The organism is Luteibacter sp., from assembly GCF_051958795.1.
Taxonomy (GTDB): Bacteria; Pseudomonadota; Gammaproteobacteria; order Xanthomonadales; family Rhodanobacteraceae; genus Luteibacter.
The window spans coordinates 1-15,061 of sequence record NZ_JBQCFT010000026.1; the positions used below are offsets into that span (position 1 = coordinate 1).

Annotated in this window: 17 protein-coding genes; 12 read left to right on the top strand and 5 right to left on the bottom strand. The window is 67.6% G+C overall.

Annotation, left to right across the window (positions count from 1 at the left end):
- The 3 genes from ACTHLF_RS01575 to ACTHLF_RS01585 form a co-directional block, all read right to left on the bottom strand.
- A partial coding sequence (locus ACTHLF_RS01575) for a transglutaminase family protein (protein ID WP_440324240.1) occupies window positions 1–1,423 on the bottom strand: 1,423 nt, incomplete at its 3' end.
- Window positions 1,420–2,376, bottom strand: coding sequence for a DUF58 domain-containing protein (locus ACTHLF_RS01580; protein ID WP_440324242.1), 957 nt, complete (start codon window positions 2,374–2,376; stop codon window positions 1,420–1,422). The genes ACTHLF_RS01575 and ACTHLF_RS01580, both read right to left, overlap by 4 nt.
- The gene (locus tag ACTHLF_RS01585) at window positions 2,376–3,317 is read right to left on the bottom strand and encodes an AAA family ATPase (RefSeq protein WP_440324244.1); all 942 of its coding nucleotides are present in this window, start codon (window positions 3,315–3,317) and stop codon (window positions 2,376–2,378) included. The genes ACTHLF_RS01580 and ACTHLF_RS01585 overlap by 1 nt, the downstream gene beginning before the upstream one ends.
- A gap of 29 nt (window positions 3,318–3,346) precedes the next feature.
- Here ACTHLF_RS01585 and ACTHLF_RS01590 point away from each other — a divergent pair, with 29 nt between their 5' ends.
- The gene (locus ACTHLF_RS01590) at window positions 3,347–4,957 is read left to right on the top strand and encodes an ArnT family glycosyltransferase (RefSeq protein ID WP_440324246.1); all 1,611 of its coding nucleotides are present in this window, start codon (window positions 3,347–3,349) and stop codon (window positions 4,955–4,957) included.
- Here the strand turns inward: ACTHLF_RS01590 and ACTHLF_RS01595 are convergent.
- Together ACTHLF_RS01595 and ACTHLF_RS01600 are read right to left on the bottom strand one after the other, a co-directional pair.
- Window positions 4,919–5,500, bottom strand: a complete 582-nt coding sequence (locus ACTHLF_RS01595; RefSeq protein ID WP_440324248.1) for a Maf family protein — start codon at window positions 5,498–5,500, stop codon at window positions 4,919–4,921. The two genes, ACTHLF_RS01590 and ACTHLF_RS01595, sit on opposite strands and share 39 nt — an antisense overlap.
- Before the next feature lie 3 nt (window positions 5,501–5,503).
- Window positions 5,504–5,917, bottom strand: coding sequence for a hypothetical protein (locus tag ACTHLF_RS01600; RefSeq protein WP_440324250.1), 414 nt, complete (start codon window positions 5,915–5,917; stop codon window positions 5,504–5,506).
- Window positions 5,918–6,106: 189 nt separating this feature from the next.
- Between ACTHLF_RS01600 and ACTHLF_RS01605 the strand changes: the two genes are divergently transcribed.
- The 11 genes from ACTHLF_RS01605 to holB all read left to right on the top strand — a co-directional run.
- On the top strand, window positions 6,107–6,625 hold the full coding sequence (locus ACTHLF_RS01605) for a YceD family protein (RefSeq protein ID WP_440324252.1): 519 nt from the start codon (window positions 6,107–6,109) through the stop codon (window positions 6,623–6,625).
- Between the two features lie 18 nt (window positions 6,626–6,643).
- Window positions 6,644–6,838: a 50S ribosomal protein L32 gene (rpmF, locus tag ACTHLF_RS01610; protein WP_139983614.1), complete on the top strand. Its 195-nt coding sequence runs from the start codon at window positions 6,644–6,646 to the stop codon at window positions 6,836–6,838.
- 166 nt (window positions 6,839–7,004) lie between these two features.
- Complete coding sequence (fabD, locus tag ACTHLF_RS01615; protein WP_440324254.1) at window positions 7,005–7,946, top strand: ACP S-malonyltransferase; 942 nt, start codon at window positions 7,005–7,007, stop codon at window positions 7,944–7,946.
- A gap of 29 nt (window positions 7,947–7,975) precedes the next feature.
- Complete coding sequence (gene fabG / locus ACTHLF_RS01620; RefSeq protein ID WP_440324255.1) at window positions 7,976–8,719, top strand: 3-oxoacyl-ACP reductase FabG; 744 nt, start codon at window positions 7,976–7,978, stop codon at window positions 8,717–8,719.
- Between the two features lie 163 nt (window positions 8,720–8,882).
- On the top strand, window positions 8,883–9,122 hold the full coding sequence (gene acpP, locus ACTHLF_RS01625) for an acyl carrier protein (RefSeq protein ID WP_440324257.1): 240 nt from the start codon (window positions 8,883–8,885) through the stop codon (window positions 9,120–9,122).
- A gap of 150 nt (window positions 9,123–9,272) precedes the next feature.
- A complete protein-coding gene (gene fabF, locus ACTHLF_RS01630; RefSeq protein WP_440324259.1) occupies window positions 9,273–10,562 on the top strand; it encodes a beta-ketoacyl-ACP synthase II in 1,290 nt (429 codons plus the stop codon).
- Window positions 10,563–10,569: 7 nt separating this feature from the next.
- On the top strand, window positions 10,570–11,916 hold the full coding sequence (locus tag ACTHLF_RS01635; protein ID WP_440324261.1) for an aminodeoxychorismate synthase component I: 1,347 nt from the start codon (window positions 10,570–10,572) through the stop codon (window positions 11,914–11,916).
- Window positions 11,913–12,749: an aminodeoxychorismate lyase gene (pabC, locus tag ACTHLF_RS01640; RefSeq protein ID WP_440324263.1), complete on the top strand. Its 837-nt coding sequence runs from the start codon at window positions 11,913–11,915 to the stop codon at window positions 12,747–12,749. The genes ACTHLF_RS01635 and pabC overlap by 4 nt, the downstream gene beginning before the upstream one ends.
- The gene (mltG, locus tag ACTHLF_RS01645) at window positions 12,746–13,774 is read left to right on the top strand and encodes an endolytic transglycosylase MltG (protein ID WP_440324265.1); all 1,029 of its coding nucleotides are present in this window, start codon (window positions 12,746–12,748) and stop codon (window positions 13,772–13,774) included. The genes pabC and mltG overlap by 4 nt, the downstream gene beginning before the upstream one ends.
- Window positions 13,771–14,415: a dTMP kinase gene (tmk, locus tag ACTHLF_RS01650; RefSeq protein WP_440324267.1), complete on the top strand. Its 645-nt coding sequence runs from the start codon at window positions 13,771–13,773 to the stop codon at window positions 14,413–14,415. The genes mltG and tmk overlap by 4 nt, the downstream gene beginning before the upstream one ends.
- The coding region (gene holB / locus ACTHLF_RS01655; protein ID WP_440324269.1) for a DNA polymerase III subunit delta' at window positions 14,412–15,061 on the top strand (650 nt) is incomplete at its 3' end. The genes tmk and holB, both read left to right, overlap by 4 nt.

Sequence of the window (15,061 nt, forward strand, 5' to 3'; positions counted from 1 at the left end):
AGCCCCGACCCGCGATCCATACTTCCGTCCAGGCATGGGCATCGGAACGGCGGACGAGCAGGTAGGAGCCGAGCTTGTTCCAGTACCCGCCCTGGTATCCGGTGACCACGCGCGCGGGGACGCCCGCGGCACGCATCAGGAAGGTGAAGCTCGAGGCGTAGTACTCACAGTAGCCCTCGCGCGTCCCGAACAGGAAGTCGTCGATCCTGTCGGCGCCGAGCGGTGCCGGCGCGAGCGTGTAGCGGTATCCGCCATCCCGGAACATGCCGAGGGCCGCTCGGGCGATCGCGATGGGATCATGGTTGAACCGGGTTGCCCAGTCCTGCGCGAGTGCCCTGGCACGCGGGCCTGTTCCCTCGGGCAACTGCAACGCGGCCCGGCGAAGGGCTGGGCTGATCCCGGCGTCGAGTGTGTAGCCCGTCGCGGACACCGCGTCATAGGTCCTGGCGGCCTGCACGCGCTGGTTGGCGACGACGGTGCGGTCGTACTGGAGCGAGGCATCGGCAGGCGCCGTGGAGGGCATGTCCAGCATGGGCAGGACCCGTTGCTGGGTGGGCTCCATCGTCACGTGATAGAAGAAGCGCGCCGTGCCCTCGAACGTTCCGCCATTTCGCGAGTAGGCCCCGAAGCCCGGACTCCATTGCCGCCCGTCGAAAGTGAGCATCGTGTAAGCGCGGAAATACCGCGCCTCGGCGACCGGTACCGGGCCATCGAACGCGACGCGCATGGCAGGCGTATCGTCGACCAGCAGTTCACCCATCTCGCCGGGCGACATGGTGTTGGCAAGGCCGGTCACGGCGCGCGGCGGGTTGGGCGCACCCCACAGCGGCGATTCGAGCCTGGGGACAAAAAGGAAAGCGAATGCGGCCAACGGAATGGCGCAAGCAAGCATGAGCAGAATGGGTGCAAGCTCCCCGCGCCAGACATCGCGCGGAGGGGAAAGCTCCTCGATCGCGCGCAGCGTGCCCAGGGCAGGCACCAGTCCGATCGCTACCACGAACGTCGCTACCAGCGATTGATTGAAGAGCAGTGCGCTCATGAGCGCGAAACCGCCGAACGCGATGCCTACGCGCGCGTCACGGCGATGCTCGGTCTCCAGGGTCTTCAGTACGAGCAGGCCCGTCGCGAAGGCCGCACCGGGCTCACGGCCGAAGATCGTGCCGTAGGTGGCGATGACGACGGCGAGCAGCAAACCGACGATCGGCAGCTTGATCCACATGGATACGGGGCGGCCGCCATGCTGGCGATGCCACCAGCGCCAGGCGAGCGTCGCGGCCAGCGTCGTGGAAAACCACCACGGAAGGTGCGTAGCGTGCGTCGCAAGGACGAAAGCCATGCTGAGGCAGAGCAGGCTGAATGGGCGCGGGTCGAGACGGGGCTCCGTGTCCAGCTTCGGCTTCAGCGAAAGACGGAATCCGGTCATGGTCGCAACGCCAGCGCAGTCATGCAGCGGTGGTAATGCTCGTCGCCGTGCGCCACATCGAAATAGGCATCCGGCAGCTTCAGGCTCCAGCGCCGGCCGCTCTCGTGGGCTTCGTCGATCCAGCGGGCTAGCCGGCTGATCCGCGACTCGTCGTCCAGTCCGCGCACGCTATCCCAATCCAGTCGCCAATCCTCCTGGAGCGAGGGCTGTTCCATGTCCTTCACGAGCAGGCCGTGGTGGCGAGCGCTCAACTTCCATGCAATGTGCCGGCGTGGATCGCCGGGGCGGTAATCACGCAGTGCGGCAAGTTCGTCGCCGATCCTGGGTCGGCCACGGTCGGCATCGCCCTGCGGTTCAAATGGCGAGGGGCCCATCGCTTCCGGCATGGGATACACGAGCACGGTGCTGTCGGGGTGGATCCAGCTCCACGCGCGGAAGAGCCCCAGCGGCCAGCGTGTATGGATGCGCATGCGGGGTAGCGGGAGCCAGCCCCGGTGCTCGGCGTCCAGGGCAAACTCCATGGTCGCGTGGCCTCCCCCGGGAATGTTGGCGGCGTGTTCGGTTCCCGCGATGTCCATGCGTACCGCGCTGCGCTCACGCTGGTTCGCCGAAAGATCCAGTGACACGCGGATGCGTTCGCCAGCGCGCGCGGTATCCGCGCGAAGCGACCCGATGACCAGGCCATTGAGCACGCGAAACGCGACGAGCATGCTGCCCGCCGTCGCCGCGCCGAGCAGGCAGGTCAGCATGAGCGCTGCATTGTTCGCATAGTTCAATGCACCGACCAGCATCACGCCCAACAGCACCGCGAAGCCGACCCCGAAAGCCGTGGGCACGATATAGATGCGGCGCCGGTGCAATACGATCGGCAGCGCCTCGCGTGGGCGAAGACGGGTGAGGGCGGGCAGCCTTCGTTCCGCCCAGGCCAACACGCGAGGCGCCGCGCGTTCCATCAGGGCACCGCGGTCTCGGCCAGGATGGCGCGTGCGATCGCCTCGCGATGGCTGCCGCGGCCAGGGACAAGCCGGTGCGCCGCTGCGGGAATGAAGACCGTCTGTACGTCTTCGGGGATCACATGGTCGCGGCCGCTCAGCATGGCCCATGCCCGCGACGCCGCGAGGATAGCCAGCCCGGCGCGCGGCGAAAGGCCCACGCGGACCTCGCTGTGCTTGCGGCTGGCCGCCAGCAGGGCTTGCAGGTAATCGAGCAGGGTGCCGGTCGCCTTGATGCCCTGCGCCGCCGCGCGCAGGTGCCCGATGGCCTCGACATCCAGGCGGGGACGCAACGACGCCATCATGTCGCGCCGGTCCTCACCGATCAGCAGGGCGCGTTCGGCGGCGGGGTCCGGGTAATCGAGCGACAGCCGCAGCATGAAGCGATCCAGCTGCGAATCCGGGAGCGGGAACGTGCCTGCCAGATCTAGCGGGTTCTGCGTGGCGACGACGAAGAAGGGCTTTGGCAGGTCGTGCGTGGTGCCATCGACCGTGGCCTGGCCCTCGGCCATCGCCTCGAGCAAGGCGCTCTGCGTCTTGGGCGTCGCGCGGTTGATTTCATCCGCGAGGAGCAGGCTGGTGAAGATAGGGCCGGGGTGGAAGCGGAACGCGCCGGTCTCGCGCTCGTACACGCTCACCCCGATAATGTCCGACGGCAGCAGGTCGCTGGTGAACTGGATCCGCTGGAACTCCAGGTCGAAGGTGGCGGCGAGCGCATGCGCGAGCGTGGTCTTGCCCACGCCGGGCACGTCTTCCAGCAGGAGGTGGCCGCCGGCCACCAGGCAGGTGAAAGCGAGCTTCACCTGGCGTGGCTTGCCAAGCAGTACGCCGTTGACCTGCGCGAGCGCGGCGTCGAGGCGGTGGCGCAGCATTTCGTCGTTGAGTGGAGTAATGGCAGACATGATCGTTGCGTGTGCCCCCCGGCCTGGCCATGCCAATGGATGAGCCGTCGAGTTTAGCGGTGCGCGCGCGGCGCTGGCGAGGCGTATTCCTCGCTCTGTTCGTCCTTGCCATCGTTTGCAAGGTTGTCATAGCGGCCACCCTGTCGCCCTTCGGTGACGAAGCCTTCTATTGGCAGGAGAGCCTGAGGCCTGCGTGGGGCTACAGCGACCTGCCGCCGGTCACGGCCTGGCTCATGGGTGCGTCCGAGGCCGTTTTCGGGCACGGCGTGTTCGCCATGCGCCTGCCGTTCCTCGTGCTTGGCGCCCTGCTGCCGTGGCAGGTCGGCGCGCTGGCGCGCCGCATGGGGGGCGCAGGGGCAGGGTGGCAGGCGGCGACCTTCGCGTTGCTCCTGCCGCTGGCCGGCAGCCTGGGCGTCATGGCGCTCCCTGACGTGCCACTGACCTTCGCGATCCTGCTGGCTGCCCAGGGCATGGTGCGAGCGCTTGAGACAAATCGCATTCGCGACTGGCTGCTGCTCGGCGCGGGCCTCGCTCTCGCATGGGCCACTCACTACCGCGCCGCCATGGCGATGCTCGCCGGCCTGGTCTTTCTCACATGCATGCGGCGCGGGCGTGCGACGTGGCGCAGGCCGGGACTCTGGGTCGCGTTGCTGGTCGCCGCGTTCGGGCTCGTGCCCATCATCATCTACAACGTGGGGGCGAGTGGTGCCGGCGTCGCCTTCCAACTGGTGGAGCGCAACCCCTGGGCCTTTCACGCGGATGCGCTGGTGCAACCGCTGGAGCAGGCCGTTGCCTGCACGCCGCTCATGTATGGCCTGTTGTTGTGGGTGCTGTACAGCGCGTGGCGACGCCGGGCCGAAACGCCGTTCGATGTGGTTGCGGCGCTGTCGGGCACGTTCCTGGTCGCGTATTTCGTGCTGGGTCTGTTCGCCGACGACCTGCGTTTCCGCGCGCACTGGCCGCTGCCGGGCTACCTGTTCCTGTGCGCGGCCGTTCCCGCCGTGCTCGCGCGTGCCTGGGTCGCGGCAAGGCGCTTTGCCGTGCTGGCGTTGGCCACGTCGGGCCTGGGGCTGCTTGCGGGCCTGGCGTATCTCGGTCTTGCGGCCTCGCCGCGCGGCGCGCTGGTGCTCGCCAATGCCAAGGCGTTTCCGTCGCACTTCGTCGGGTGGCGCGAAGCGGCTGCGGCGCTGCCGCCGCGTCCCGCAGGCACCGTGCTGGTCGCGGATAATTTCATGCTCGCGGCAGAGCTTCATTTCGTCCTGGGACCGTCGGCCACGGTCTACTCGCTCGACAGCCCGCTCAACACCAAGCACGGGCGTGCGCCGCAGCTGCGCGCGTGGGGGTTGGACGAGGCCGCACTGGACGCGCGGCCCGGCACGCGCATGATCCTTGCCGTCGATGAAACCGCGCTAAAGGATGAGGGTGCGCGTGCGTGGCTGGGTTCCATCTGTGCGCGTGTCGATATCGTGCGGCCGCTCGGCCGCGTGGATGCGTTCGCCGGACGTCGGCGCATCGCGTACTACGAAGCGAAGGCGCGCGCTGGGATGGCAGCGCCGGGCTTGCCGGACGAGTGCATGGTGTGGATGCGCGCGTGGCGCGCGTCAGGGCAGGGCGATACCCGCGGCGCGCAGCAACCGTGATGTCGCGATGAGCGGCAGGCCGATAAGGGCGGTGGGATCGTTGTTGGCGATACGCTCGAAGAGCGTGATGCCGAGGCCTTCGCATTTGAAACTGCCGGCACAGTCCAGGGGGCGCTCGCGCTCGACGTAGCGGGTGATGTCTTCGCGGGTCAGCGTACGAAAAACGACGCGGGTCTCGTCCACGTGGCCATGCGCGTCGCCGCGGGCATCGATAACACATACCGCGGTGTGGAAGACCACCTCTTGTCCCGAGCTCGCCTCTAGCTGTCGATGCGCCGCGTGTACCGTGCCCGGCTTGTCCAGCACGGTCCCATTGAGGTCGGCCACCTGGTCGGAGCCGATCACCACGCACCCGGGGTGCATGGCGGCCACTGCGCGGGCCTTGGCTTCCGCCAGGCGTGCGGCACGGGCGGCGGGGCCTTCCTGCGCGAGGGCGGCTTCATCGGTACCAGGCGCGGCCTGGCTGAAGGCCTCGAGCACGCGGCGGAGCAGGGCGGCCCGGTAGGCCGAGGTCGAGGCGAGGATAACGGCGGGCTGGGACAAGGGTTAACGGTCCGGCTGGAAGTGTTCGCGAACGGCCGTGTCCAGTGCTGTCTGGGCATCGTCTAGCGCCTGGAGGCGGGGTTCGAGCTGGTGGCGGGCCCTGACCAGGGCGCTCACGGCATCATCCAGTTCGCGCTGGCTGGCGCTGGGTGCCCGGTCGCGGATCCAGAGGCGCTGCTGCAGCAGTGCCCGCAGGCCCGAATCCACCGCCTGCTGGGCCTCGACTTCACCCACGGCCGGCTGGTCCGGGCTGAACTGCATGACCGCGTGGGCCTTCTGCAGGCGGTCGCGGCAGTCCTTCAGGTCGGTCTCCAGGCGGTCTGCCTGGTCCATGAGGTCCTGCAGGGCGCCATGCCTCCGTCGGCGGCGGTGGTGCGCCACCAGCCAGCCGCACAGCGCGATGACGATCATCGCCATTGCGGCAAGTGCATAATATGCAAAGGAAAACACGCTGCCTCTTCCCCCTGTTGGGCGTGCTGCGGCAAACTTCCCGCTCAGCGCGAGTCTGCCCGAAACCCGGGCCACTCCGCAAAAACGCCAGGGCGTATGCATGGCCATGGCTAACCGGTTGACTTCAGGCAGATTGATGCCTACCATTTCCCGATTATGTCCGTGACTCTGCCATCGTCCGTGGACGCTTGGCGCGAAGTACGTGCGCGGCGTTCGTTCCAGGGCCAGCTCCCACTGTCGGCGTTCAAGCGCCTGGCTGATGTGGTGGCATCGCCCGAAGGCGACGTAACCTACGAACTGGATTTCGGTCGTGATGACCTGGGTGTCGCCTATGTGGCCGTTCGCGCAAAGGCTTCGCCCACGCTGGTCTGCCAGCGTTCCCTGGAGCCGTTCCAGCTCCCGGTGGAGGTCGACACCCGTCTCGGACTGATCGTCGAAGAGCGTGAGGAGGCATCGCTTCCGCCCGGCTACGAACCGCTCCTCCTGGAGCAGGACGGCAAGCTGGATCCGCTCGCCGCGATCGAGGACGAACTGTTGTTGGCATTGCCCCTTGTTCCGGTCAACCCGGACGCTGAGCTGCCTGAAGACGTAAATGCGCCTGAGGAAGAAGAATCTTCTCCGCAGGACCCATCCGATAACCCGTTCGCGGCCCTCCGCGGACTTATAAACAAGTAATTTCGCTGGAGATTCGCCATGGCCGTTGCCAAGAGCCGCAAGACCCCGTCCACCCGCGGCATGCGCCGTTCGCACGACGCCCTCAAGGGCGTGCAGCTGTCGACCGACCCGACCAGCGGTGAAGTCCACCTGCGCCACCACGTCACGAAGGATGGCTTCTACCGTGGCAAGAAGGTCATCGACACCCGCGGTGCGGTTGAAGTCGAAGACTGATCCTGCCCGCAGGGCGGGATAAGAAACGGCGCACTTCTGGTGCGCCGTTTTTCATTGTGGGCGTCGCTCTGGCCGCGCCCCTCCAGGCTCCAAACCCTCGCGAATGGTGCATTCGCCCATGGGTTGCTGGCACCATTCGCGGTTTGAACGACCGGAATCGCCTCGCATGACCTCGACCAGTGCCTCGCTCGCCATTGTCTTTCCCGGCCAGGGTTCCCAGGCCATCGGCATGCTTGCCGACCTGGCCGCGGTCCATCCCGAGGTCAAGGCCACCTTCGACGAGGCCTCCGAGGGCGCGGGCGTCGATCTTTGGGACATCAGCCAGAACGGCCCCGAAGAGAAGCTCAACAGCACCGAGAACACGCAACCGGCCTTGCTGGCTGCCAGCGTTGCCGTATGGCGCGTCTACCTGAAGCAGGGCGGGGCCTTGCCGGCCTACCTTTCCGGCCACAGCCTGGGCGAATACAGCGCCCTGGTCGCCGCGGGCGCGATCTCGCTGAAGGACGCCGCGGGCCTCGTGGCCGAGCGTGGCCGGCTCATGCAGGCGGCCGTGCCGGCCGGCGTCGGTGCCATGGCGGCCGTGCTCGGCGGCGATGACGCCCAGATCGCCCAGGTCTGCGACGAGGTGGCCCAGGGCCAGATCGTGGCTCCCGCTAACTTCAACTCGCCCGGCCAGCTGGTGATCGCCGGCCATGCCGAGGCCGTGGATCGCGCCCTGGCGCGCCTGGCCGAGCTCGGCGTGAAGAAGGCGGTGAAGCTTGCCGTTTCCGTGCCGTCGCATTCCATGCTGATGCGTGACGCCGCCGATAAGCTCGGCGAGAAGATGGCTGCGATCACCTGGCAGCTACCCTCCATCCCGGTGGTGCAGAACGCCGATGCGAAGGTACATGCCTCACTCGACGATATCCGGGGCGCATTGCAGCGCCAGTTGTACCTGCCGGTGCGCTGGACCGAATGCGTCCAGGCGCTGGCCGCGAACGGCGTGACCCAGGTGCTCGAATGCGGCCCGGGCAAGGTGCTCGCCGGCCTGATCAAGCGCATCGACAAGTCCATCGACGCGAAGGCCATTGGCCTGCCTGCCGACCTCGACGCGGCCATCCAGGCCTGATCCCTATTTCCCTGTAGCAGGACCACCCCATGACCCACTCCCTGAAGGGCGAGATCGCCCTGGTCACCGGCGCGAGCCGCGGCATTGGTGCCGCTATCGCCGATCTGCTGGCCGAGCAAGGCGCGACCGTTTACGGCACTGCCACGAGCGAAAGTGGCGCGAAGGCCATTGGTGAGCGCCTTTCGGCGCACGGCGGCCACGGCCGCGTGCTCGACGTGACCAACCCCGAGGCCATCGACACCCTGGTTGACGAGATCGCCAAGACCTCGGGCGCGATCAGCGTGCTCGTGAACAATGCGGGCATCACCCGCGACCAGCTCCTCATGCGCATGAAAGAGGATGACTGGAGCGCGATCATGGACACCAACCTGACCTCGGTATTCCGGACTTCCAAGGCCGTGATGCGCGGGATGATGAAGGCGCGCAAGGGCCGCATCATCAGCATCGCCTCGGTGGTCGGCGTGACCGGTAACCCCGGCCAGGCAAACTACGCCGCGGCCAAGGCCGGCATCATCGCCTTCTCGAAGTCGCTGGCCCGGGAAATCGGCTCGCGCGGCATTACCGTGAACGTGGTGGCGCCGGGCTTCATCGACACCGACATGACCCGCGCGCTGCCCGAAGAGCAGCGTGAAGCCCTGCTGGCCGGGATCGCGCTGGGCCATCTGGGCGAGGGCCGCGATATCGCCGAAGCGGTGGCCTTCCTGGCCTCGCCGGCGGCCAAGTACATCACCGGTGAGACCCTGCACGTCAACGGCGGTATGTACATGCCCTGACCGGCCGGCCCCGGCAGTCGCCAGCGGGCCGATTTTGAGAGACAATCACCCTTTCGCGCCCCGGCCATCCGGGGCGCTATCCACGACACGGCCACGTGCTGGCGGGTATGGACCTTAGCCACTACAATGCGCCGGATTTTTCCCCTCGGGAGGTTATAGCGACATGAGCACCATCGAAGAACGCGTCAAGAAGATCGTCGTCGAACAGCTGGGCGTCAAGGAAGATGAAGTCACTGCGAACGCTTCGTTCGTGGACGATCTGGGCGCCGATTCGCTGGATACCGTCGAACTCGTGATGGCCCTCGAAGAAGAGTTCGAGTGCGAGATCCCGGACGAAGATGCCGAGAAGATCACGACGGTTCAGCAGGCTGTCGACTACATCAAGGCCCACGTCAAGGCCTGATCGGGTTGACTGGTCGTCGATCGGGGGTTCGTCCTCCCGTCGATCTCCGAGCGACATGGAAGCTGCGCCGTCATGGCGCAGTTTTCGTTTCCGCATACCGTAACCTGCGCCCGCGTATGGTTTGCACGGGTACAGTGAAGGAACAAATGCATGACTAAGCGACGCGTGGTAGTGACCGGCATGGGGATCATCTCGCCGGTCGGTAATGATCTCGCCACCGCCTGGAAGAACGTCGTCGAAGGCAACACGGGCATCGGCCCTGTCACCGATTTCGACGCAAGCGCCTACGCCACCCGCATCGCGGGTGAGGTGCGCGGTTTTGACGCCGTGGAAGCCTATTTCGCCGGTACCGATACGCCGGACGATGACAAGCGTTCCATCGCGAAAGACTTCAAGCGGATGGACCCGTTCATCCATTACGGCATCGTCGCGGGCACGCATGCGTTCCGCCAGTCCGGCCTCGTCATCACCGACGAGAACGCCGGCCGTGTCGGCGTCGCTGCCGGTGCGGGCATCGGTGGTCTCCACACCATCGAGGCCACTGCCCTCGAACTCGAAGCGAAGGGCCCCCGCAAGGTGTCGCCGTTCTTCGTGCCGAGCTCCATCATCAACATGGTGGCGGGCAACCTTTCCATCTACCACGGCATGAAGGGCCCGAACATCGCCCTCGTGTCGGCCTGCACCACGGCCGCGCACAACATCGGCATGGCCATGCGCCTCATCCAGTACGGCGATGCCGACGCGATGCTGGCCGGCGGCGCCGAGTTCGCCACCACGCCGACCGCGATGGCGGGCTTCTGCTCGGCCAAGGCCATGTCCACGCGCAATGACGATCCCGTGCACGCAAGCCGCCCCTGGGATACCGGCCGCGATGGCTTCCTGCTGTCGAACGGCGCGGGCATGCTCATGCTCGAGGAATACGAGTTCGCGAAGGCGCGTGGCGCCAACATCCTGGCCGAGCTGATCGGCTTCGGCATGAGCGGCGACGCGTACCACATCACCTCGCCGAGCGGCGATGGTGCGGAACTCGCCATGCGTAACGCGCTGCACGATGCCGGCCTCAAGCCGGAAGACGTGCAGTACGTGAATGCGCACGGCACCTCCACGCCCGTGGGTGACCTGGGCGAAGCCAAGGCGATCCGCAATGTGTTTGGCGACCACGCCACGCAGAAGGGCAAGTTCGCCGTCAGCTCCACCAAGTCGGTCACCGGCCACCTGCTCGGTGCCGCCGGCGGCGTGGAAGCGATCTTCTCGGTCCTGGCCCTGCGCGATGGCATCATCCCGCCGACCATGAACCTTGAGAACGTCGATCCGGAAGTCGAGGCGTTGGGCATGGACCTCGTGCCGAACAAGGCCGAGAAGGCCGACCTCCAGGTCGTCATGTCCAACTCGTTCGGTTTCGGCGGCACCAACGGGACGCTCATGTTCCGTCGCGTCTGATCCCTGCGTGGCGTTTTCCACGCGAACCCTGGCCGGCCGGCGCGATCTCCTCGCGCCGGCCGCGCTGTTTCCGGAGCGGTACCCGGCGCTGCTTGCCTCGGCGGTCACCGGCACCGCGCAATCCCGCTTCGACATCCTTTTCGCCAGCGGCGATGCATCGCTGACATTGCACGGCGACGGTGTCGTGCGCGATGCGGCGGGACAGGTCGTGTCCGGCGCATTCCTCGATGCCTTCGACAAGGCGTGGGCAGCCCGTCGCCGCCCGCGTGTGGATGATGGCCTGCCATTCCATGGCGGCTGGGTGGTCTATCTCGCCTATGAACTCGTCGCGCAGATCGAGCCATCGCTCCGCCTGCCGGCGCCCCGCGGCGCCGCGCCGGTGGCGTGCGCGTTGCGGGCACCCGCCGCGGCGATCGTCGACCACGTTGAAGGGCGCACGATCCTGATCGCGGAAGAGGGCGCCGAGGACTGGCTGGACGTGCTGGAGGCCGACCTCGCCGCGCCCATGCCTGCCGTGCCGCTCGCCGCGCCGGAGCGCGTGGATGAGGACGAGCCCCGGCGCTTCCTGCAAGGCGTGAACCGCATCCACGAACACCTGCGTGCCGGCGATACCTTCCAGGTCAACTTGTCGCGGTGCTGGCGTGCGCGATTTGCCGTAGCGCCGGCACCCGCCGCGCTCATGCAGGCGTTGCGCGCGGCGAATCCCGCGCCGTTCGCCGGCCTGCTGCAACAGCCTGGCTGGGCGATCGTGAGTTCTTCGCCGGAGCGCCTCGTTGAGTCGCGCGAAGGCGTGCTGCAGACGCGGCCGATCGCAGGCACGCGTCCACGGGTGCCGGGCGACGACGATGCCGAGCGCATCCGTGAACTCACCGCGCACCCCAAGGAGCGCGCCGAGCACGTCATGCTGATCGACCTCGAGCGTAACGACCTGGGGCGCGTGTGCGTGCCAGGCAGCGTGCGGGTCGATGAACTGATGGTGGTCGAGAGCTACGCCCACGTGCACCACATCGTGTCCAACGTCCGTGGCCACGCAAGGGAAGGCATCACCCCGGGCGAAGTCATCGCCGCGACGTTCCCCGGTGGCACGATCACCGGCTGCCCCAAGGTCCGCTGCATGCAGATCATTGGCGATATCGAGCAGGAGCCGCGCGGCGCCTACACGGGCGCCCTTGGCTACGTCGACGACAATGGCGACATGGACCTGAACATCCTCATCCGCACGTTGCTGGCCGAAGGGCAGGATGTATCGCTGCGCGCGGGCGCGGGGATCGTCACCGATTCCGTGCCGGAAAAAGAACTGGACGAGACACGGGCCAAGGCCCGTGGGTTGCTGCGGATCTTCGGCGCCGCATGAACGCGCGCTTCTCGGTGGATTTTTGCGACGGAGGCAGCGTGTCCGCGGCCGATCGCGGTTTCACCTATGGCGATGGCCTGTTTGAGACGCTCCGTGTCGTGGATGGCGTGGTGCCCCTTTGGGCGCGTCACGCGGCACGCCTGCTGGACGGCTGCGCGCGCCTGCAACTGCAGCCGCCCGCGTTGGCTGCCGTGCGCGATGAAATCCTGCGGTTGTGCACGGGCCTGCCCGATGCCGTAGCGCGCGTCACGCTGAGTCGCGGCGTGGGTGAGCGCGGCTACGCGCTTCCGCAGCGGCAGCATCCGACATTGGTGACCTCAGCGGCGCCGCTCGCGCTCGATCCCGTCGCGACGCATGATGGGTTGGCTGTTCGCGTGTGTACCACGCGCCTGGCCGTGCAGCCCGCCCTTGCCGGGCTCAAGCACCTCAATCGCCTGGAGCAGGTGCTGGCGCGCGCGGAGTGGAGCGATGCCGCTATCGGCGAGGGCCTGATGTGCGACATGGAGGGCAACCTGGCCTGTGCAACGGCCGCCAACCTGTTCGCCGTCATCGATGGCGAGCTCGTCACACCGCCCGTCGATCGCTGTGGCGTGGCTGGCGTGGCGCGTGCGGAAGTCATGGCCGTCCGGCCGGTCGCGGTCGCCTCGTTCACCGTGGCGGACCTTCTGCGGGCGTCGGAGGTCTTCCTCACTTCGGCTGTTCGCGGCATTCTCCCTGTCCGGGCGCTCGGCGCCCGGACGTGGCAACCCGGCCCCGTGGCGCGTGCCCTGCAGGCGCACTGGGCTTCGCTGGGCCTGCCGTTACCGAACCGTGCCAAGGATCCTGATCGATGAAAGTGCGTGGCGCCGCCGTGTGGCGCGCTATCTTGCTGCTGGTGCTGCTCGCGGTCATCGCGGCAGGCACCTGGCTCTGGTTCGACTGGGCGCGTTTCGCCCGTACGCCGCTCTCCGTGCCCACGGCGGGGCAGAGCATCGATGTTGCCCGTGGCTCGTCGTTCAAGGACATCGTGAGCGACCTGCGTGCCCGTGGCGTGACGCAAGCCTCGCCCCTGTACTGGCGCGTCCTGGCGATGGAAATGCACGCCTCCGGGCGCCTGCATGCCGGTGAATTCGCCCTGCGCCAGGGCATGACGCCGCGTGAGCTCATCTCCGATATGGCGGCCGGGAAGGTCATGCAGCGGAACTTCACCATCGTCGATGGCTGGACGTTCGCCGACCTGCGCCGGGCACTCGCCGCGGTGGATACGCTGACCCACGATACGGCCGCCGTGGACGATGCGGAGATCATGAAGCGGGTGGGTGCGGAGGGCGATAACCCGGAAGGGTGGTTCCTGCCGGAGACCTACGCATACGTGAAGGGCGATACCGACACCAGCATCCTCAAGCGCGCCCACGCCGCGATGACGAAAACCCTGGATGCCGCGTGGCCGGCGCGCGCTACGGACCTGCCGCTAGCCAGCCCGTACGAGGCGCTGATCCTGGCGTCCATCGTGGAGAAGGAGACGGGCAGGGCGGATGAGCGCCCGCGCATCGCGGGGGTCTTCGTGCGCCGACTCGAGCAGCATGTCCTGCTGCAGACGGATCCGACCGTGATCTACGGGATGGGTGCCGCCTACGCTGGCAACATCCACAAGAGCGACCTCACCACCGACACCCCGTACAATACGTACACACGCGCCGGCCTGCCGCCCACGCCCATCGCCCTCCCGGGCCGGGCCGCCATCCAGGCCGCGCTGCACCCGGCCGAAGGCAAGGAGCTGTATTTCGTCGCGCGCGGCGATGGCAGCCATGTTTTCTCGGCCACCCTCGAAGAACACAACAAGGCCGTGGCCTGCTACCAGTTGAAACGATGCCAGTGAACCAGGGACAGCGCGGACGGCTTATTACCCTCGAAGGCGGCGAAGGCGCCGGCAAGAGCACCTTGTTGCGCGGGCTGGAGGCCCACCTGCGTGGGCAGGGCATCGACCTGGTCGTGACGCGCGAGCCCGGTGGCACCGTGGTGGGCGAGTCGGTGCGCGGCGTGGTCCTTGCCGCCGCCAACAACGACCTCTGCGCCGAGGCCGAGCTGCTGCTGATGTTCGCATCGCGCGCGCAACTCGTGCGCCAGGTCATCGAGCCAGCGCTCGCCGCGGGTCGGTGGGTGCTGTGCGATCGTTTCACCGATGCCAGCTACGCCTACCAGGGCGGTGGCCGTGGCCAGCCCGTCGAGCGCATTGCGGAACTCGAGCGCTGGGCGGCGCTTGGCCTGCGTCCCGATATCACCCTGTTGCTCGATCTTCCGGTAAGCCAGGGGCGCGCGCGTGCCGCAGGCCGCGGCGACGCCGACCGCATCGAGGTAGAGGGCGATGCCTTCTTCGAACGGATTCGCGGCGCTTATCGCCAGCGTGCCGCCGCCGATCCCGAGCGATTCCGCGTACTGGACGCCAGTGCGCTGCCGGATGCCGTCCTCGCCCAGGCCATCGATGGCGTCGCCGGCTTGCTCGGGCAGGGGGCGGCGTGACGGCGCGGCCGTGGCATGCCGATGCGTGGGCCCGCCTCCAGGCGCGCCGGGAGCGCGACGCGCTGCCCCACGCCCTCCTGCTGGCCGGCCCGGCTGGGCTCGGCAAGCGCGACTTCCTGGCGGGCTTCGTCAACGGCCTGCTCTGCCAGCAGCCAGACCATGGCGTTGCCTGCGGGGTCTGCCGCAGCTGCCTGCTGCTCGCAGCGGGCACGCACCCGGATGTGACCTCGCTGACCTTCGGCTTGCGCAAGGATGGCGGTACCCGTACCGAGATCGTGGTCGACCAGGTGCGCGACCTGTCGCAGCGCCTCGCCATGTCCAGCCAGTTCGGCGGCTGGCAGGTCGCGACGATCGATCCGGCCGACGCGATGAACGCCGCGGCGGCCAATGCCTTGCTCAAGACCCTGGAAGAGCCGACGCCATCGACGATCCTTATCCTGGTCGCCGATGAACCCGCACGGCTGCCGGCGACCATCCGCAGCCGCTGCCAGCGGATCGATTTCCAGGTGCCTTCGCGCGACGTAGCGCTCGGCTGGCTTCGTGCGCAGGGCGTGCCCGATGCGTCCGCGGCTCTCGACGCGGCGGGAGGCAATCCGGGCCTGGCGCGCGACTGGGCCGCCGACGGCGCGCTGAAGCAGCGCGCCGA

Bases quoted from the DNA above. Each gene is read 5' to 3' on its own strand.
- ACTHLF_RS01580 (WP_440324242.1), bottom strand. From the start codon at position 2,376: ATGGAACGCGCGGCGCCTCGCGTGTTGGCCTGGGCGGAACGAAGGCTG.
- ACTHLF_RS01585 (WP_440324244.1), bottom strand. From the start codon at position 3,317: ATGTCTGCCATTACTCCACTCAACGACGAAATGCTGCGCCACCGCCTC.
- ACTHLF_RS01590 (WP_440324246.1), top strand. From the start codon at position 3,347: ATGCCAATGGATGAGCCGTCGAGTTTAGCGGTGCGCGCGCGGCGCTGG.
- ACTHLF_RS01600 (WP_440324250.1), bottom strand. From the start codon at position 5,917: ATGGCGATGATCGTCATCGCGCTGTGCGGCTGGCTGGTGGCGCACCAC.
- ACTHLF_RS01605 (WP_440324252.1), top strand. From the start codon at position 6,107: ATGTCCGTGACTCTGCCATCGTCCGTGGACGCTTGGCGCGAAGTACGT.
- rpmF (WP_139983614.1), top strand. From the start codon at position 6,644: ATGGCCGTTGCCAAGAGCCGCAAGACCCCGTCCACCCGCGGCATGCGC.
- fabD (WP_440324254.1), top strand. From the start codon at position 7,005: ATGACCTCGACCAGTGCCTCGCTCGCCATTGTCTTTCCCGGCCAGGGT.
- fabG (WP_440324255.1), top strand. From the start codon at position 7,976: ATGACCCACTCCCTGAAGGGCGAGATCGCCCTGGTCACCGGCGCGAGC.
- acpP (WP_440324257.1), top strand. From the start codon at position 8,883: ATGAGCACCATCGAAGAACGCGTCAAGAAGATCGTCGTCGAACAGCTG.
- fabF (WP_440324259.1), top strand. From the start codon at position 9,273: ATGACTAAGCGACGCGTGGTAGTGACCGGCATGGGGATCATCTCGCCG.
- pabC (WP_440324263.1), top strand. From the start codon at position 11,913: ATGAACGCGCGCTTCTCGGTGGATTTTTGCGACGGAGGCAGCGTGTCC.
- mltG (WP_440324265.1), top strand. From the start codon at position 12,746: ATGAAAGTGCGTGGCGCCGCCGTGTGGCGCGCTATCTTGCTGCTGGTG.